Below are 18,532 nucleotides of genomic sequence, written 5' to 3' on the forward strand. Positions count from 1 at the left end.
GATCTATTGTTTTAGGTTTGCCTTAATGTAATGGGTTGTAAGGCTAAACAAATGATTAATTTTTTTTCTCCTGATTTGATTCGCGCTTTAAGTGAATATCATAATTCGAGAGGTTTCTCGGCTTTAGGGGTAGAATCCCGTTGTTCGATTAAAGTGAAAAAACTACTAAGGGATTTGGAAGTTGGTGGTTTGTTGAGTGCGAAAAAAACAGGTAAGTTCCTTGAGGCTATTCGTATTATTCGCGACTCTAATTCGTTGCGCTCGGTAGCTGTAAATTGTTTTACTTGGGGAGAGCTGCTGAAAAAATTTGATTCGATATGTTTTTCACTATATCCGCAGCTGGACAAAGCTTTTGATTTGGTGAAGCGAGACATGAATAAGCATGAGGTCTCACAGCTGTTTGAGTTTTTTTCTGGATGTGAGCACGGCACTCACGATCAATGGATCGCATTTTTCCTTAAAAGGAATGTTGAGTTTCCTTATAACGATGTGTTTTCTCTTCTCGGAGATTTTACGTTTTCGCCGCCATATGGTTTGGAGCATATAAAAATCGTCGATATATATGGTTGTTAAGTTGCGAGGTTAAGATTTTTAAGTTTATTGAGCGTTTTAATTAAGCCCGCGTAAAGCGGGTTTTTTTTGTCCGCAGACAGGGTCTGCACTAAAGTCTCTGGGAGACAATAAATGCTGAAATTCCAACTGGACAGCCTTGATGGTGTCGATGAATCCGTGCGCGCTCTTTACACCGAGAAGGACGGCAAGTTCGTACTCGGCATTGAAGGCCTGCCGCAACAAGAAGATGTATCCGGGCTGAAGGCCAAGGTTGATGAGCTGCTCGGCGAGAAGAAGCTGGCCGAGAAGAAAGCGCGCGAGGCAGAAGAACTGGCCCGCACCGAGCGCGAAGAAGCCGCCCGCAAGTCCGGCAACGTCGAAGAACTCGAAAAGTCGTGGATCGAAAAATTCAACCGTCGTGAAGCCGAGCTAAACGGCACCCTGGAGCAGGAGCGCACGACGCTGACCACTCAGATCCGGGAACTGACTGTTGGCCGCACCGCTACTGATATCGCATCTGCCCTGGCAATCCCGGGCAGCGCAAAAGCCCTGTTGCCGCACATCGAGCGCCGCCTGAGCGTCGAGCAGCGTGATGGCAAGCCAACCGTCGTAGTGCTGGACCAAGCCGGCAAGCTCTCCGCAACCACGCTGGAAGAGCTGAAGAATGAATTCACGAAAGACCCTGCGTTCGGTCCTCTGATCGCAGGTAGCAAGGCATCAGGCGGCGGGGCCGGCGGTGCTGGAAATGGCGGTGGGGCCGCTCTGAAACGTTCCGAAATGTCCTCTGTCGCCAAGCGTGAGTTCATCACTGCAAACGGCCAGGACGCCTACCTGAAACTGCCCAAATAATGGAGTAACCCATGGCGACTACCGTCACCTCGGACATGATCGTCTACAACGATCTTGCCCAAACCGCTTACCTGGAGCGCATCCAGGATGTGATCGACATCTTCAACGCCTCTTCCAACGGCGCCCTGGTGCTGGACAACGAACTGATCGAAGGCGACCTGCGCAAGCGCGCCTTCTACAAGCTCGGCGGCTCTATCGCTCACCGTGATGTCAACTCGACCGCTGCTGTGGCTGGTCAGAAGATCGGCTCCGGCGAAATGGTCGGTGTGAAGGTGCCGTTCAAGTATGGTCCTTACGAAACCACCGAAGAAGCCTTCAAGCGCCGCGCACGCTCGCCTGAAGAGTTCTCCGAGCTGGTGGGCCAGGACTACGCCGACGCGGTGTTGGAGGGCTACATCCAGTACGCCATGGCCGCGCTGAAGGCTGCCATCGGTGCCAACCCCAATATGGTCACCAAGGCCAGTTTCGCCACTGACGGCAAGAAGGCGCTGACCAAGGGCATGCGCAAGTTCGGCGACCGCTTCGGTCGCATTGCGTTGTGGACCATGGACTCGGCCACCTACTTCGACATGGTGGACCAAGCCATCACTGAGAAGGTCTACGAAGAAGCCGGCGTGGTTATCTACGGTGGCCAGCCCGGCACCATGGGCAAGCCCGTTCTGGTATCGGACACCATCCCGACCGAAGCCATCTTCGGCCTGCAGGCTGGGGCAATCAAAATCACTGAGTCGCAGGCCCCGGGCTTCCGTTCGTACCCCATCAACACCCAGGAGAACTTGGCGATGGGCTTCCGCGCTGAGGGCACCTTCAACCTGGACCTGCTTGGCTACAGCTGGAAGGACGCCACCGGTGGGGTGAACCCGAACCTGGCCGCGATCGGCGCGGGTGCCAACTGGACCAAATACGCCACCAGCGACAAGGTCACCGCCGGCGTTCTGATCGACCTGTCCGCGCCTTAATCAGCGCCTTCCTCAGCAAGCGGTTCGCCATGAGCCGCTTTGGAGATACCCATGGAATTGACTTACTCTGCGCAAACAACGGACTTCGATCCCGATAAGCGCTATCGCAACCCGCAGTACTTCGATAAGCCAGAATCCGGTGTGACCAAGGTCACTGTTGTGGGGGATTGGTCGGTCGTGGTTGAGGCCTATAAGGCCGTCCAGATCGAGGTGGATGTCGTCGAGCCCGGCGGTGCTGCTGAAACTGACCCGGCTAAAATGGGCGTAGCAGATCTGCGTGATTGGCTCACCGCCCAGGGCATCGAGTTCGATCCGAAGGCCCCGAAGGCCGAAATTGTGAAACTCATTCCAGCGAGCTGATTTATGGCACTCATAGTCGAGGATGGCACCGGGAAGTCTGACGCCGAAAGCTACGCATCCGCCGAGGACCTGGCCATGTACGCCGTGAAATTCGGCCTAGCCATCCCTGCGGAGGTGCCAGCGCAAGAGGCCTTGCTGCGACGGGCCGCCCTGGCCATGGATGGCATGACCTGGAAAGGGCGCAAGAGCAGTAGCGAGCAGGCTCTGGCCTGGCCGCGCCGGGAAGTGCTGCTGGATCAGGAGATCAAGCCAAATAACTACCTGCCGGCGCGGATCCAGTACGGCCAGATGGCCTTGGCTGCGGAGATCCATCAGGACGATATCGACCCGATCGAGAAGCGCAAAGGCGCGGTGACGCTGGAGCGGGTAGAGGGTGCGGTTACTCGCGAGTACGCGACTATTCCCAACACAAGCGGCCGCCTGTTGCCTGCGGCACCGGACCGGCCGAGTGCCACGCAATTTGCTGACTACCTACAGAAGCGCGGGTTGTTTGCAGTGAGAGCCTGATGGTAGCGTTGTGCCTCTGTATGCGGAGGAGCAAGAAAATGACGAAATTAGAAGCTTGGACTCGATTTGCTGAAAGTGCATTGATCGGAGTTATAACTGCCAAAGGAAACTCAATTTCACATGACAATCCAACAAAAACAGCGGCGAGCTACGCGGATAGCATGTTGAAAGAGTGGGAGAAAAAAAAGCAACAACTCGAAGATGAGCGACTCGCCGCTTACAGCGAATAATTGTAGCCCAGCCATCGCGCTGGGCTTTTCACATCTGGAGCCACCATGGCCTTCTACGACGAAATGGCCGTGATGGCTCTGGAGATGATCACAGAGTTCGGCCAGCCCGTAACCATCCGCGACATCAAGCCTGGCGAGTACGATCCTGATACCGACTCGGCCGGCCCTGACACCGTCACCGAGCAAACCGCCCAGGGCATCCTGCTCGACTTCACAGGCCTGGAGTTCCAGAACAACAGCCTCATCAAGCAGGGCGACAAAAAGTTCAAGGTCGCAGCCCAAGGGCTGGCGTGGGCGCCTGATCTGCTCAACAAGGTCATCATCCAGGGGCGCACCTGGTCCATCGTTCCGCCGCTGAAAGAGATCAACCCAGCCGGTACGCCTATTCTGTACGAGCTGCAGGTGCGGTCATGAACCGACCCGAATGACGACGGCAGTTAAGATAAGCCCTGGAGTTTCTTGTAAGGCGTAGGCTTCGAAAGGTGGCTTTCGCACTACCTGTATTGATGGGTGGACAACGACTCGATGCCGTAATAGCGTTGTGCCTTTATCTTCCGGCTGTGAGTAAAGTATATGGATATGCGCGGTATTGTATTTGCTGTTGGTGCGGCTGTTTTCTTTTCAGTTGCTGCACATGCAGACACTGATGTCAAAAAAGAGATCATTGATCGCTGCAAGTCACAGATGGATAAGTACGGATCAGTGATGGTGAAAGCCTGCGTTGACCAAGATCTAGAAGCGGTCGCTGGCCTTAAGCAAATCCCAGATGAGCATAAGAAGACCGTTGCACGCTGCATGAAGCAGATGCGTAAGTACGGTTACAGTATGGTGAAAGCATGCGTCGACCAGGACCTTGAGGCGGCGAAGGCCTTAGGTGAGTACTGAGTCACTATTCTCTTATGCGATGACCTCCACTATTCGAAAGCCCGCCTCCAAGCGGGCTTTTTTACGCCTGATGATCAGGGAGGAGTTCAGCCATGTCTTCGCGTTACGCGGGCCGGAGCGGCAATTTCGCCGAGAACATCCGCCAGTTCGCCGAGCAGGCCCAGGCCGGCATTGACGCCATCTTTCGCGAGATCGTGATCGAGATCGGCAGCAGCGTGATTCGCATGTCTCCGGTGGGTAATCCGGAGATCTGGGCCGCCAACGTGGCGCACCGTGCGGCCAACACGCGGGCAGCCGACGACTACGACTTCAAGGTCTCGGTGCGCAACACACTGATCAACCTGGACGAAAACAACTTCACCAAGGCCGGCAATCTGCGCCGCGGCGTGAAGTACGCCAAGCCTCTGACCAAGACCGAGCGCGACCAGAACTTCAACGTAAACGGCCTGGTCGCCGGGAAGGACTATGTCGGCGGCCGCTTCCGGGGGAATTGGCAGTTCTCGATCGATACACCGGCTGAAGGCGTGCTGGATCAGGTCGACCCGGCAGGCGGCGTGACGCTGGCCAAGCTGCGATTGCAGGTCGGACAGCTGACCGCCGGCCAGACTGCCTACATCGTGAACAACCTGCCTTATGCCGTTCCGCTTGAATACGGGCATTCCAAGCAGGCCCCCGGCGGCATGGTCCGGATCACGCTCGCCAGGTTCCAGCAGATCGTCGACGAAGCCATCAGGAACAACCAGGTATGAGCCATAACGTTATCGCCACGATCTATCAGGCCCGGGTTATCGCCTGGGCGAAAGCTAGGGTTCCGCCGCTGAAGGTGGTCGTCGAGAACGAGGCCTACACGCCGAAGGACGGAGAGACCCACATTAGGACCTACACCCTGCCGGCTGACACGACGAGCAACACCCTGGGCGGCGACCACCGGCTGTACACCGGTGTCTTCCAGGCCAGCGTAGTGGCGCCATCGGGCAAGTACCGCGGTCCGGCCGGCGGCCTCGCTGATGAGATCGGCGCGCTGTTTCCGCTGTATGAACGGAACGAGAAGGCCGGCCTGACGGTGATCACCATGACGCCACCAGACCAGGGCTCAGGCATTCAGGGAGACACGACCTACACCGTGCCCGTGTCCTTCCAGTACCGCGCTGACACCAACTAATTCCGCCCATCGGGCAACCCCACAGACCCGCCATTGAGCGGGTTTTGTCATTTCTGCAAAGAGGAAACACCCAATGGGATACAAAATTCCTAACGGCGGCACTTTTAAACACGCCGCCACCTACGAGGCTCCGCTGGCATTCACTGCCATCTCCAACGCAAGTGAGGCTGTGGCCACCGTTGTCGGCGCCGATCTGGACGCTGGAGACATCGTGCTGCTCACCTCCGGTTGGAGCAAGCTGGACAGCAAGGTCGTCCGCGTGAAAGCGGCAACGGCTACTGCAATTACGTTGGAGGGTATCGACACCACTGATATCCAGATTTACCCGGCTGGCAATGGTTCGGGCACCATGAAGAAGGTGCTGACCTGGGTGCTGATTCCGCAAGTAACTGACCTGGCCTTCTCCGGCGGTGAGCAGAACTATCTGGATGTGGTGTTCCTCGAGAACGACCAAGGAAAGCAGATTCCGACCGACAAGTCGGCCGCCAGCATGGTTCTGACCATCGCCGATGACCCGGCCCAGCCGTTCAACGCTGTCCTGATGTCGGCCGATGCCGGCAAGCAGGTACATGCTGCGCGCCTCGATCTTCCAGGCAATGACACTCTGCTTTACGGGGCTTACACCTCGTTCTCCAAGCAGCCGGCGGTGTCCCGTAACAACCTGCTGACCCGCACCGTCAACCTGGCGCTGCAGTCCGAGCCAGCCCGCTATCTGACCTCGGTGTAACCCATGGCCAAGTTCTCACTGATCCAGAATCCAACCTTCAACGCCGACGTGCTGATCACGCAGTTGGGCGGCGAGCCGGTGAAGGTGGGGTTTGAGTTCAAGTACCTGGACCGGACCGGTCTGGCCGAGCTCTACGCTGAGTGGGGCGAGCGCCACAAGGCCTTGGGGTTGAAGGCTGACGAGATGGACCTGAAAGCCTTCACCGCCGCCCAGATCGACCTGCAGGTGGATCAGGTGAAGGCTGTGGTGGCCGGCTGGGACTTCGAAGAAGAGTTCAACGACCAGAATGTTCGCATTCTGGTCACCTCGATCGTCTCGATACCCAGCGCGGTATTGGCAGCCTATTCCGAGGCGTTCAACCAGGCCCGCCTGGGAAACTCCTAAGCGCCGCGCGCGCACTCTATGAGCAAGGGCCTTCGGCTGAAGAGCTGAAGACCTTTGGCTTTCTGGTGGGTGATCTTACCGGCCAGGACTGCGAGGTGTGGCCGGACAACTGGCCGGCCTTCACCGTTTTCGAGGCGATGAGCACTCAGTGGCGGGTCGGTGCGTGCGGCGCTACCGGCCTGGACTACGGCGTCCTGCCGAGCGTCATCCGAATGTGTGGTGTGCCGGCTGGCTCCAGGCAAAGCATTTTCAGTGACATCCGGCAGATGGAGGCTGAGGCCCTGGCCGTAATGGCTGAACAGAGAGACAACAAATGAGCACTACCTTCGCTTCGCTTGGCATTGCGGTTGAGTCGTCTCAGGCGGTCAAGGCTGCCGATGACCTGGATAAATTGGTCGACGCGGCCGAAGGGGCAGAGAAGGCCGTCGACGACCTTGGCAAGGCTGGGGAGGGCCTGGCCAACACCGGCAAGAAGATCAGCCAGGCGGAGGCGGAGGCCGCCCAGGGCATCGATAAAGCGACCAATGCGAAGGAGCGCCAGGTCGATGCGAGCCGCAAGGCCGGGACAAGCGCCGCCAGCGAAATCGCAATCATCAGCCAGCTCGACAGGGCGATGACCGGCAATATCGACAGCATGGAGAAGCTGGTCCAGGCGGAGGGATTGCTTGAGCGAGCCCGCAAGGGCGGCCTGGTCACCATTGAGCAGCAAGAGGCCTATCAGGAGCGTCTCGGCAAATCCTTCGACAAGATCGAGAAAGCCGAAGCCAAGGAGACGGCGCAGAAGCAACGTCTGATCGACGCCGAGAACCGGCAGATCGAGGCACTGAAGCGCACGGTCAACAGCATCGATCCTCTGAATGTGAAGCTGGCCAAGTTGGAGGCGCAGGAGAAGGCGGCGCATGAAGCTTTCCGTCTTGGCGCAATCAACGCGGAACGCTACAGCGAGGCCCTGGCCAAGGTCGGCAAGGATCGGGCCGGCATCACTGCTACAGAGGGCGCATTCGACAAGCTGAAGCTCGGCACCCGCCAGGCTCAAGAAAACGTCATGCAGCTGACAAACGCCCTGCAGTCTGGGGATTGGGGCAGTGGTGTTCGTGCGGTTGCGCAGCTCGGTGCTGGAGCTGGTGCCAGCGCCGTGAGCTTTCTCGCGCTAGCTGCACCTATCGCTCTTGTAACTGCCGCAATCGGTGCTCTTGCCTATGCCTATTACAAGGGCAGCGAAGAGCAGGATGCCTTCAATAAGTCATTGATCTTAACAGGCGGATCGGCTGGGCTTACCGCCTCCCAGCTTGGTGTTATGGCCAAGCAGGTCAGCGATACGGTCGGGACTACGGGACAGGCTGCGGAGGTTCTGACCACCCTGGCGGGTAACGGCAAGATCGCCGGAGAGAGCTTTCTGGGGATCACCCAGGCCGCTGTGTCGATGCAGGAGGCAACAGGCAAAGCGGTGGGCGAGACGATCGCCGAGTTTGTGAAGTTGGCTGATGAGCCCGTTAAGGCTTCTGCTGCGCTCAATGAGCAATATCACTATCTGACTACGTCGGTTTATTCGCAGATCGTTGCTCTCGAAGAACAGGGGCGACATGCGGAGGCGGTAAAGCTGGCCACCGATCAGTATGCGGATGCGATCAACGACCGGACGCCCAAGATTCTGGAGAACCTCAGTCTCTGGGAGAAGGGTTACAACCTGGTCGCAAAGGCTGCGGACAATCTGAAGAACGCAGGGCGTAGCCAATCCAACGCGGAGCGGATTCAAACTGCAAAGGAGGCTCTTGAGCGCCTTGAAACTCGAGGTGGCAGCGAGAGAATACCGGGCGAGGACCCTGTCTACATTGGCGAGAAGGGAAAACAAAGTCTCCGCGATTACATCAAGGGATTGGAAGTAAAGGACGCAGCAGAGACCGATTACGCGAAGAGGCAGAAAGAGCGTAACGCGATCATGGAGGCCGGCCAGAAGGCGATTGATAAGCTTGACGCGAGAAAGAAGGCCACAAGATCTAAAGCAGACAAACGCAAGGATGAGCTGGAGGATCTGGAAAAAGAGCTCGCAGCTCTCCGGGTGTCTGATCCGACTAATAGTCGCTTGACCAAGGAAAGTGTTGATGGTCAAAAAGCGGCGATTAACAGCAAGTATAAGGACACGAAGACCGCCGCCGGCGCGGTGGACCTGACGGCCTTCAACAACTCGAAAAACAACCTCACCGGCATCCTGTCCGAGTACAAAAACGCCCAGAAGGAACTGGACGCAGCGCAGAAGGCGGGGCTGGTGTCCCAGGCCGATTACCTGCTCAAGCGTGAGGCCATGATCGGCAATGAGCGGGACGAGGTCACGGCGGCCTATGAGGCGGAGATTGCAGCACTTGAGGCCGCTAAGGGTAAGGCCAGCACCTCCGCTGCCCAGCGCATCCAGCTGGACCAGAAGATCGCCGACGCCCGCGCCGCCATGGTCAAGGCCCAGCAGGACGCTGATACCGAGCTGAGCGTGCTGGCCAAGAACGAAGAGGGCCGGCTGAAGAAGCAGGAACTGGCGGTCAAGACCTACACCAGCGCCTTGCAGCAGCAAGTCGACACTCTGCGCGAGCAGGGCATGCGCGCTGCCGCGGGACTTGGCCAGGGTGACCGCCAGCGCGACCTGACCAACCAGCAGAACGCGATCGACGACCGCATCAATCAGCAGAAGCTGGACCTGGCCAACCAGTACGGCGATGGCTCCCGAAGCATGAGCCTCGACGAGTACACGCAGAAGTTGCAGGCGCTGGAGGCCACCCAGCAGAAACTGCACGACACAGTGGTCAGCAACTACGACGACATGACGGCTGCGCAGGGTGACTGGAGGAATGGAGCATCTTCGGCTTGGCAGAACTACCTGGAGTCAGCACGGGATGTTGCCGGCCAGACCAAAAGCCTGTTCACCAACGCCTACGGCTCGATGGAAGACGCGATTGTGCAGTTCGCGATGACCGGGAAGTCGTCGTTTGCTGACTTCACGAAGTCGATCCTCGCAGACATGGCCCGGATCGCTACTCGCCAGGCCAGTTCCGCGGCGCTCAGCTCGTTGTTCGGCATGGCCGCCTCTGCTGCCGCATCGTACTTCGGCGGTGGGGCGGCTTCGGCCGGCTCAACGCAGGCCGGGTATACCGGGGTCGACTTCTCCAGCTATCAGGCCAACGGCGGTGCCTGGGGCGCCGGCGTGCAGATGTTCGCCAATGGCGGCGCCTTCACGAACAGCGTGGTCAGCAAGCCAACTGCCTTCGGGATGGCTGGCGGCCACACTGGAGTGATGGGCGAGGCGGGCCCCGAGGCGATTGTGCCGCTGGCCAGGACCTCCGGCGGCCAGTTGGGTATTCGAGCGTTGGGCGGTGATTCAAGCTCGAGCAATAACCAGATCGTGATTCAGCAGACCCTTAACATCCCTGAAGGGAGTGGCGGGGCCAGCGAAGCGGACGGCCAGGTTCTGGCCCAGGCCTATGCCAAGTCCGCCAAGCAGGGCGCCCAGGAACAGATCGCGAAGGACCTCCGGCCAGGAGGCCAGATCTACATGGCCATCAGGGGGCGTGGTTGATTGGCGTTGCCCGCTTCGGCGGGCTTTTTTATGCCTGGAGAAAATATGGCAACTGAAACCTTCACCTGGAAGCCGAACAACGATCCGGCGGCCACCATTGCGTTCCGCACCAAGTCGGCCAAGTTTGGCGACGGCTATGAGCAGCGGGCCCAGGACGGAATCAACAATCGCTCGCAGTCCTGGCCTTTGACGTTCACGGGCCAGAAGGCGCGCATCAAGGAGATCATGGCGTTTCTCGACCGACATGCCGGTGCAACGCCGTTTTTCTGGGTCGACCCGCTGGGCGATCAAATGCTCTACCGATGCTCTGAGTATCAACCCAAGGCCATGGGGGGCGATGCCTACACCCTGACCGCAACATTCGAACAGGCATTCCACCCATGAGCATCGATCCCATCAACATCGGCGGGGCGCCCAACGATGGCAACGGCCAGGACCTGCGCTCGGGCGGTCAGATCATCAACGACAACTTCGCGGAGCTGGATACCCGCACGGCTGCCGCCCAGGAGAAAGCTGAGCAGGGCGTTTTGGATGCTGCTGCGGCACACGCCGCCGCAGAAGCTGCCAAATCGAAGGCTGACGCCGCGGTTCCAGGCACTGCGCTCGGGATATCTGTCGCTCAACTGGTCAGTGGTGTTGTGCCCGCTTCTCAGTTGCCAAGCTTCGTTGATGATGTGTTGGAGTTTCCGGCGCGGGTCGATTTCCCTGCGGCGGGCGAGACAGGGAAGATCTACATTGCGATCAATGATGGCGACAGCCCGACTAATCCTACTCGTCAGTACCGGTGGAGCGGCTCAGCGTATGTGTTGATCCCGTCCTCTCCGGGCTCGACGGATCAAGTCCCGGAAGGATCGACAAATCAATACTTCACCGCGGCCAGAGTTCGAGCCGTGACCCTTGCCGGTCTTGGATCGTTGGTCAACGCGGCAATCCTTGCAACCGACACGGTGCTGCAGGCCTTTGCCAAGTTACAGGGCCAGCTCAACGCCAAGCTGGGTAAGAACGAGAAAGCAGTGGACTCTGACAAGCTCGACGGCCAGCTTGCATCCTTTTACACAGCAATCATGACAGGGGCTACAGCATCCACTCCAGGCACCAGTGGTCTTGTCCCTGCTCCACCAGCAGGCGCTGCAGTGCGTGTACTGAGCAGTCTTGGGACTTGGATCGCCCAGGCCACGGGCAGTACCTGGGGCAGCATCACCGGGACCTTATCCAGTCAGGCTGACCTAAACGCGGCGTTGGCCGCGAAGCAGGACACCTCAACGGCACCTTTAACTAAAAGATATACCTCAACACCTCAACAGTTTGTGGCAGGTGGGCAGTCCGTATGGACCCACAACTTGGGCAAGGAGGTTGCAGTTGTTGAGGCTTGGATGCGGTGTAAGACCGCTGAAATAGGTTATTCAGTTGGCGACAAACTTCCTTACCCTGCAATGGGTACCGACAGCGGAGGTAGTACAGGTTTATCGGTAGTTTGTACCTCATCAACGGCAACCGTGCGGATGGGCGCCGGGAGCTTCATCATGCTGCAAAAAGCATCGGGGACTACGACGTTTTTTACGGCTGCAAACTGGGAGATATATCTGGAGCTTTTGGCATGAATTGCACATACGTGACTTTGAACGGTTCCTACGTCGGTACCTGGGAGGAGCCATTGGTTCCTGATGATTCGACACTCGTCGGAATCGGTGAGGAGTATCCCGAGAGCGCTGACCAGCCTTGGTTGTTCCCAGGGTGGGGGGTAAGCCCTAGCAAGCTTCGGCGCGTTGAAGACGCTTGGCGAGAAGATGAGCTGCTTGTAATTGCTGATCAACTTGACGCCCTCGAAGAGGCTGAGGCAAATGCCGCTCCGGAAGACTTGTTGCCCGGGGTTCGCTCGCAGTGGCTTCGGTATCGCGGCCTGGTGCGGAACTGGAGCTCAGGAAAGGGCGATTACCCAGAAATCACCAAGCGGCCGAAGCGACCCACCTGAACCACCGTAACCCGCCATCGAGCGGGATTTTTTTTGCCTGAGGAAACACGATGCCAATTACGGCCGATATCCAGACTCTGGAGCCTGGCGCGTGGGTGGAGCTTTTCGAGCTCGACGCTACTGCTCTGGGCGCCGAGCTTTATCGCTTTCACGGCTACCCGCAGCAGTCGTCGATCTACTGGCAGGGCGAGGAGTACTCGCCGTGGCCAATCAAGGCCGAGGGCTTCGAAATGACAGGGCAGGGCGCCCAACCGATGCCGACCCTGTCCGTTGGCAACGTCGGCGGGTTCATCACCGCCCTGGTGTTGTACTTCGAGGATCTGGTCGGGGCGAAGCTGATTCGGCACCGGACGTTGGGCAAGTACCTGGATGGCCAGCCCGAAGCCGACCCCGACGAAGAGCTGCCGCCGGACATCTGGTATGTCGAGCGCAAGGCAGCCGAGAACAACGAGACGGTGCAGTTCGAACTGGCCTCTGCCCTGGACTTCGCCGGCGTCCAGCTGCCGCGCCGGCAGATCGTCGCCAACGTCTGCTGGTGGCTCAGTTGCGGCGGCTACCGCGGGCCCTACTGCGGCTACAACGGTGGGCCCGTGGCCGATGAGAACGACATCATCGTCACCGACGCCTCCAAGGACAGATGCGGCGGCCGCCTGAGCAGCTGCAAACTGCGCTTTGGTGAGAACAACCCTCTGCCTTACGGCTCATTCCCGGCCGCCGGCCTGCTTCGGAGCTGATTATGAACAAGTCCACCCGCGCCGCCATCGAGCGGCATGCACTTGCCGAGTATCCACGTGAGTGCTGCGGCCTGGTGATTCGCGAGGGGCGCAAGGAGGTCTATGTGCCTTGCCGCAACACGGCCTCGACACCCAGCGAGCATTTCCGCCTCGCGCCCGCGGACTTCGTCGCTGCCGAGGACCGCGGCCAGGTGCTGGCGGTCGTGCATAGCCACCCAGACCACCCGGCAGCACCCAGTGAAGCAGATCGCGTCTCATGCGAGGCCTCCGGGCTTCCCTGGCACATCCTTGAAGTCAGGAAAGGTGATGATGACGTCATGCGCCCCGGCGAGCTGTGCAGCTTCGCGCCGGAGGGCTACCAGGCCCCGCTGATTGGCCGCAAGTTCGCCCACGGCGTGCACGACTGCCTGAGCATCATCCTCGACTTCTACTGTCGCGAAATGGGCATCGATCTGGGCCAGTACGAACGGGAGGACGGATGGTGGGAGAAGGGCGGAAACCTGTACCTGGAGAACCTGCCGGCGGCTGGCTTCACGCAGGTCATTGTGCCGCAGCATGGCGACATCGTGCTGATGCAGATCCGGTCGAAGGTGCCGAACCACGCCGGGGTATACCTGGCCGACGGTGTGCTGAAGTCCGAGCCTCAGCACTTCCCAGCGCCCGGGTCGATCCTGCACCACCTCTACAACCGAGACAGCAAGCGGGACACCTACGGCGGCTACTGGCGCGAAGTTACGGTCAGCTACTGGCGGCACGCAAAACAATGAGGAAGAGCAATGGCTCAATCAGCTGAAAAGATGCAGACAGTGCTGCTTTCCGGTTCCTTGGCACGGCTATTTGGCCGCCGGCATAGAATGATTACCCGCGGTGGCTGGCGCGACATCATCGGGTATTTCAAGCAGTTCCCAGGATTCGAGAAACACATGGCCGAAAGCTCCAGCAAGGGGCTGCGCTACGCGATCTTCAACGGCAAAGAGAACCTTTCTGAGGATGACCTGGCGAAGCCAACCGGTCGTGATGTGATCCGGGTTGTGCCGGTGATCACTGGTTCGAAGCGCGCCGGCCTGCTGCAAACGATTGTTGGAGTAGTGTTGATAGCCGCATCCTATTTTACTGGCGGAACAACCCTTGCAGCAGGTGTCGCCATGGTTGCCGGCGGCGTGATCCAGATGCTGAGCCCGCAAGCTAAAGGCCTGGGCACCCAAGACACCCCCAACAACCGACCCAGCTACAGCTTCAACGGAGCCGTAAACACCAGCGTCCAGGGCAACCCTGTCCCGCTGCTTTATGGCCGGATGATCGTCGGCAGTGCGGTGATAAGCGCCGGGATCTATTCCGAAGACCAGATGTAAATCGAACCCGCCACCAGGCCCGCCGAGCGCGGGTATTTTTTTGCCTGAAGGAAAGTCATGAACCAGCACATTACCGGCAGCAAAGGGGGCGAGTCGAAGCCGCGGCCGTCCGTTGAGGCTCCCGATAGCCTGCAAAGCACCGCCTATGCGCGGATTCTCGACCTAGTGAGTGAGGGCGAGATCCAGGGCCTGGTCGCTGGCGAGCGCTCGGTCTATCTCGAAGAGACTCCGCTGGCCAATGCCGACGGCACCCGGAACTTCAGCGGTGTCACCCTGGATGCCCGCACTGGCAGCCAGGATCAGCTGCATATCCCAGGCTTTCCGGCGGTCGAAAGTGAAATCGCGGTAGGGGTTGAGCTGAAGTATGGCCAGCCCTGGGTTCGCGCTGTGCAGAACCTGCAGCTGTCGGCCGTGCGCGTGCGCTTGTCCACCCCGCGACTTGCCCAGACCAACACCAGCAATGGCGACACCAATGGCTACACCGTGCAGTACAAAATCGAGGTTTCAACTGACGGTGGGCCCTATGTGCAGGTGCTGGCCTCGGCGTTCAGCGGCAAGACCTCGATGAAGTACGAGCGATCCCACCGGGTTGACCTGCCGCCGGCCAGTAGCAACTGGCAGATTCGCGTCACCCGCCTGACGCCGAACAGCACCAGCAGCGTGATCGCCGACACCACCAACATCGACGCCATCACCGAGGTCATCGACGCGAAGCTGCGCTATCCGGGTTCCGCTGTCGTCGGCCTGCAGTTCGACGCCTCGCAGTTCCAGTCGATCCCGACCCGGTCCTTCGACCTGCGTGGCCGCATCATCCGCGTGCCGAGCAACTACGACCCGGAAAGTCGGTTGTACTCCAGCGTCTGGGATGGCTCGTTCAAGTCCGCTTGGACAGATAACCCGGCCTGGATCTTCTACGACCTGCTGCTGCACTTCCGCTATGGCCTGGGCCATCTGCTGAATGAGGGTCAGGTCGACCGCTGGGAGCTGTACCGCATTGGTCAGTATTGCGACCAGCCTGTGCCGGACGGGAAGGGCGGTATGGAGCCGCGGTTTACCTGCAATCTGTTCCTGCAGACCCGATCGAACGCGCTGGACGTGCTTCAGGACCTGGCCACGACCTTTCGGGGCATGTCCTACTGGGCCGCCGGCTCGGTGATGGCCATTGCCGATATCCCGGAAGACCCGGTTTACACCTACTCGAACGCCAACGTGATCGACGGCAAGTTCGGTTACTTCGGCTCAGCCAAGAAGACCCGCTACACCGTGGCCCTGGTGAGCTGGAACGACCCGGCCGACTTCTACCGGCAGAAAGTCGAGTACGTCGACGACCAGGCCGGGATCACCCGCTACGGCATCCAGCAAACCGAGATCACAGCCACCGGCTGTACCTCCCAGGCTCAGGCCCAGCGCATTGGTAAGTGGGCGCTGCTGACCAACCGCCTGGAAACCGAAAGCGTGGGCTTCTCCGTGGGCCTGGACGGCACCCTGGCGCGCCCCGGGCAGATCATCCGCATCGCGGACAACGATCGGGCAGGGCGGCGCATTGGCGGGCGCCTGCGCTCTTCTACACTCGACACGCTGATCCTCGATGCCGACGTGAAGGCATACCCCGGCGACACCATCACCGTGATCATGCCCACGGGCACGGCGGTATCACGCAAGATCAAGTCGGTCGGGTATCCGCTGACCTGGGACCAGAACGGGATCACTTGGGACAACGGCCGAATCACATTCGACACCACCGGTTTTCCGTCCGACGTCCAGCAGGTGGTGCTGGCCCAGAATCTGGACGATCTGCCGCCTCAGCATTCGATGTGGGCGGTTGACTCGACAACCCTGGCCACCCAACTGTTTCGCGTGATGTCGGTTGCTGAGGACTTTTCCGACTCAGAGATCAAGTTCACGATCAGCGCGGTACGCCACAACGCCAGTAAATACCGCGCAATCGACAACGGCACGCGCATCGAGCGGCCGCCGGTGACGGTGATCCCGCCGAGCGTCCAGCGGCCGCCGGCGAACGTGACGGTGAGCAATGACCACTTCGTTGACCAGGGCAGCGCGGTCAGCGTCATGACGATTGAGTGGGAGAAGCCCGAGGCGGCGATTGCCTACGAGGTCTACTGGCGCAAGAACGACGGCGATTGGATCTTTGCCGGCCGCACGGGCACCACGTCCATCGATGTGAGCGGGATCTATGCGGGGCGGTATGTGGCCAAGGTGCGCGCCATCAACTCGCTCGACATCGGCTCAGTGTTCGCGACCTCGGTAGAGACAGTGCTGAACGGCAAGACCTCGCCGCCGCCGGTGCCGTCGTCCTTCACCGCCGAGTCGATCGTGTTCGGTATCAAGTTGGCCTGGGGTATTCCGGCCGGAGTCACCACCGCGGACCTGCAGCGAACTGAAATCTGGTACAGCCAGACCAATCAGGTGGCCACGGCGACCAAGTTCGGCGACTACGCCTATCCGCAGACAGATCTGACGATCATGGGCCTGGCCGCCGGCGTACGGTTCTTCTTCTGGGCCCGTCTGGTGGACCGTATCGGCAATGTGGGGGCGTTCTACGGGCCGGTGATGGGGCAGTCCTCCGCCGATGCCGGTGTAATCCTTGAGTACCTGAACGACCAGATCACCGAGACGCAGTTGAGCCAGCACCTGCTGGAAAAGATCGACTCGGGCGGTGGTGCACAGGTTGAGGTCGAGGCCCTGAAAAGCGAGCTCGCGGCCATGTACTCGATCAAAACCCAGCTCACCGTCGACAACAAGCCGTACCTGGCCGGCATCGGGATCGGTGTAGAGAACAATGAAGGGATCATCACCAGTCAGGTGCTGATCGCGGCCAGTCGGTTCGCGATTGTCGACCCGAACGCCGCGGAGATTTATTACCCGTTCGTTGTTCAGAACAATGCCGCTTACATCGACACCGCATTCATCAAGAACGGCTCAATCGACATGCTCAAGATCGGCAGCAACTTGCAGTCGAACAACTACGTGCCCGGCGTTTCGGGCTGGGCATTCCTACCCGATGGAACGTTCCAGATGATGGGCAATACCCCTGGGGGCGCGAGACTCATGATCAATAACAAAGGGCTGTATGTGTTCCATCCGAATGGCGTTAAAGCCATCGATCTGAGCGTGGACGCAACATGACGGTCGGGCTGATAACGCGTGATGCAAGCGGCAACATCACAACCAACATGACGAAGAGGCTGAGCCAGGGGGCTGGCTCGGTCATCACAAATCGCAGTAACGGGTCGATAGCTATTTCGCTGCCGGCTGGCCGCTCTTACTTCTATGTGGTCCAGCCGCTGGAAGACTCGCAGCGAACAGCGGGCAAGAAGCCTGGCGTCACGATTACGCAGAACCGGCTCGAATGGTCGTACGTGATACCGGGCGGCTTTGCGATGAACTGTGAAATTTTCTATGGGTACTACTGATGAATACCGCACTCATAGTCCGCGACGAGAGCGGCAATGTTCTCTATGACACGTCGAAGTCGATCTACGGCCTGATAAAAAGCGGGCCCGTCACCTATCACGGTAGATGGCAAAGGCTTCAATCAGGCGGAGGGTGGAGCGTCTTCTACGACAACATCTACAAGTTCGAAGTTGAAGGCGCAATCAGCCCGCTTGTATTCGTCACTGGGGCGAGCAACAAGCCGTTTCAGTCCAAGGAGGGCAACAAGACGGTGTTCTACTTTGCCGGCCAGGTCGACGGCATCAAGGTTTACTGCTTTGACATCATGCGGCCAATCTTTACCGGGCCGGCGCTCAAGACGCGGAAGGAGGACGGAGGTTTCACGTTCAACAGCCTGCAGCGACCACTGAACGTCATTGGCACGTCGACTCCGCCGGGGCCGGTTACATTTCCCAGTGGAATGCAAACGCCGTTCTCTGGCGGGTCTGTTGGGGTGCTCATACCGCAGCCAACAGGGTCGACACTTGGCGGCGTACTGTGGGCGTACTACACGGTTAACCTCGACCCAAGCGTCACATATGCCGTGCATATCCCATGGGACCGCGGCTGCAGCTTTGTGGGCCAGCTCGGCAGCGATACTGTCTTCAGAGGCGCTGTTCATGAGGGCTGCTATGGGCAGCCAGGGTCAATTGTGCACTGCATGTGGAACTCGCCGGAAACTACGTACGACGGCGTTCACAGCACGACCCCCAAGGGGTTTATGTCGCTGCTTTCAGATCGCATGCCTTCTTGCTCGTACATAGACACTGCTGAATATCCATACCCCTTCAATCCACCGCTGTAACTGAAGCGTCCGAATGCGCCCGCCCTGAGCGGGCTTTTT

At 59.1% G+C, this 18,532-nt stretch carries 22 protein-coding genes; all 22 read left to right on the plus strand.

The features are described from left to right. The first annotated feature begins 51 nt into the window (after positions 1-51). The 22 genes from P7C00_RS11430 (at position 52) to P7C00_RS11535 (ending at position 18,493) form a co-directional block, all read left to right on the plus strand. Positions 52-573: a hypothetical protein gene (locus P7C00_RS11430; protein ID WP_404939010.1), complete on the plus strand. Its 522-nt coding sequence runs from the start codon at positions 52-54 to the stop codon at positions 571-573. 111 nt (positions 574-684) lie between these two features. Then, positions 685-1,401: a hypothetical protein gene (locus P7C00_RS11435; RefSeq protein ID WP_404939012.1), complete on the plus strand. Its 717-nt coding sequence runs from the start codon at positions 685-687 to the stop codon at positions 1,399-1,401. 11 nt (positions 1,402-1,412) lie between these two features. Continuing rightward, positions 1,413-2,360: a major capsid protein gene (locus P7C00_RS11440; protein ID WP_404939014.1), complete on the plus strand. Its 948-nt coding sequence runs from the start codon at positions 1,413-1,415 to the stop codon at positions 2,358-2,360. Positions 2,361-2,411: 51 nt separating this feature from the next. After that, complete coding sequence (locus P7C00_RS11445; protein ID WP_404939016.1) at positions 2,412-2,720, plus strand: hypothetical protein; 309 nt, start codon at positions 2,412-2,414, stop codon at positions 2,718-2,720. Positions 2,721-2,723: 3 nt separating this feature from the next. Beyond that, complete coding sequence (locus P7C00_RS11450; RefSeq protein ID WP_404939018.1) at positions 2,724-3,227, plus strand: DnaT-like ssDNA-binding protein; 504 nt, start codon at positions 2,724-2,726, stop codon at positions 3,225-3,227. Between the two features lie 38 nt (positions 3,228-3,265). After that, a complete protein-coding gene (locus P7C00_RS11455; protein WP_404939020.1) occupies positions 3,266-3,457 on the plus strand; it encodes a hypothetical protein in 192 nt (63 codons plus the stop codon). Positions 3,458-3,502: 45 nt separating this feature from the next. After that, entirely contained in the window at positions 3,503-3,871 is a 369-nt protein-coding gene (locus P7C00_RS11460; RefSeq protein ID WP_404939022.1) for a hypothetical protein, read from the plus strand. A 159-nt stretch (positions 3,872-4,030) separates the two neighbouring features. Next, positions 4,031-4,342 carry a hypothetical protein gene (locus tag P7C00_RS11465; RefSeq protein ID WP_404939024.1) on the plus strand — a complete coding sequence of 104 codons (312 nt, stop codon included), beginning with the start codon at positions 4,031-4,033 and terminating at the stop codon, positions 4,340-4,342. 92 nt (positions 4,343-4,434) lie between these two features. Further along, on the plus strand, positions 4,435-5,091 hold the full coding sequence (locus tag P7C00_RS11470) for a hypothetical protein (protein ID WP_404939026.1): 657 nt from the start codon (positions 4,435-4,437) through the stop codon (positions 5,089-5,091). Then, positions 5,088-5,504 carry a phage tail terminator-like protein gene (locus tag P7C00_RS11475; RefSeq protein WP_404939028.1) on the plus strand — a complete coding sequence of 139 codons (417 nt, stop codon included), beginning with the start codon at positions 5,088-5,090 and terminating at the stop codon, positions 5,502-5,504. Before P7C00_RS11470 ends, P7C00_RS11475 begins: the two co-directional genes overlap by 4 nt. Positions 5,505-5,577: 73 nt before the next feature. Next, positions 5,578-6,231: a phage tail protein gene (locus P7C00_RS11480; protein ID WP_404939030.1), complete on the plus strand. Its 654-nt coding sequence runs from the start codon at positions 5,578-5,580 to the stop codon at positions 6,229-6,231. 3 nt (positions 6,232-6,234) lie between these two features. Further along, positions 6,235-6,615, plus strand: a complete 381-nt coding sequence (locus P7C00_RS11485; RefSeq protein ID WP_404939032.1) for a phage tail assembly chaperone — start codon at positions 6,235-6,237, stop codon at positions 6,613-6,615. A 65-nt stretch (positions 6,616-6,680) separates the two neighbouring features. Continuing rightward, a complete protein-coding gene (locus tag P7C00_RS11490) occupies positions 6,681-6,932 on the plus strand; it encodes a DUF1799 domain-containing protein (protein WP_053152048.1) in 252 nt (83 codons plus the stop codon). Then, positions 6,929-10,177 carry a phage tail tape measure protein gene (locus P7C00_RS11495; protein ID WP_404939034.1) on the plus strand — a complete coding sequence of 1,083 codons (3,249 nt, stop codon included), beginning with the start codon at positions 6,929-6,931 and terminating at the stop codon, positions 10,175-10,177. Before P7C00_RS11490 ends, P7C00_RS11495 begins: the two co-directional genes overlap by 4 nt. Before the next feature lie 45 nt (positions 10,178-10,222). Beyond that, complete coding sequence (locus tag P7C00_RS11500; protein ID WP_404939036.1) at positions 10,223-10,561, plus strand: phage tail protein; 339 nt, start codon at positions 10,223-10,225, stop codon at positions 10,559-10,561. After that, positions 10,558-11,778, plus strand: coding sequence for a hypothetical protein (locus P7C00_RS11505; protein ID WP_404939038.1), 1,221 nt, complete (start codon positions 10,558-10,560; stop codon positions 11,776-11,778). Before P7C00_RS11500 ends, P7C00_RS11505 begins: the two co-directional genes overlap by 4 nt. A 421-nt stretch (positions 11,779-12,199) precedes the next feature. Then, positions 12,200-12,883 (plus strand): phage minor tail protein L, encoded by a 684-nt coding sequence (locus P7C00_RS11510; RefSeq protein WP_404939040.1) that lies wholly within the window; start codon positions 12,200-12,202, stop codon positions 12,881-12,883. A 2-nt stretch (positions 12,884-12,885) separates the two neighbouring features. After that, positions 12,886-13,650, plus strand: coding sequence for a C40 family peptidase (locus tag P7C00_RS11515; RefSeq protein WP_404939042.1), 765 nt, complete (start codon positions 12,886-12,888; stop codon positions 13,648-13,650). A 9-nt stretch (positions 13,651-13,659) separates the two neighbouring features. Continuing rightward, a complete protein-coding gene (locus P7C00_RS11520; protein ID WP_404939044.1) occupies positions 13,660-14,235 on the plus strand; it encodes a tail assembly protein in 576 nt (191 codons plus the stop codon). 57 nt (positions 14,236-14,292) lie between these two features. Next, a complete protein-coding gene (locus P7C00_RS11525; protein WP_404939046.1) occupies positions 14,293-17,382 on the plus strand; it encodes a host specificity protein J in 3,090 nt (1,029 codons plus the stop codon). Further along, complete coding sequence (locus tag P7C00_RS11530) at positions 17,379-17,669, plus strand: hypothetical protein (protein WP_404939048.1); 291 nt, start codon at positions 17,379-17,381, stop codon at positions 17,667-17,669. The genes P7C00_RS11525 and P7C00_RS11530 overlap by 4 nt, the downstream gene beginning before the upstream one ends. Next, entirely contained in the window at positions 17,669-18,493 is an 825-nt protein-coding gene (locus tag P7C00_RS11535) for a hypothetical protein (RefSeq protein ID WP_404939050.1), read from the plus strand. The genes P7C00_RS11530 and P7C00_RS11535 overlap by 1 nt, the downstream gene beginning before the upstream one ends. Positions 18,494-18,532 lie beyond the last annotated feature (39 nt).

It is taken from the genome of Pseudomonas sp. JDS08PS003 (genome assembly GCF_045013505.1).
Lineage (GTDB): Bacteria > Pseudomonadota > Gammaproteobacteria > Pseudomonadales > Pseudomonadaceae > Aquipseudomonas > Aquipseudomonas protegens_B.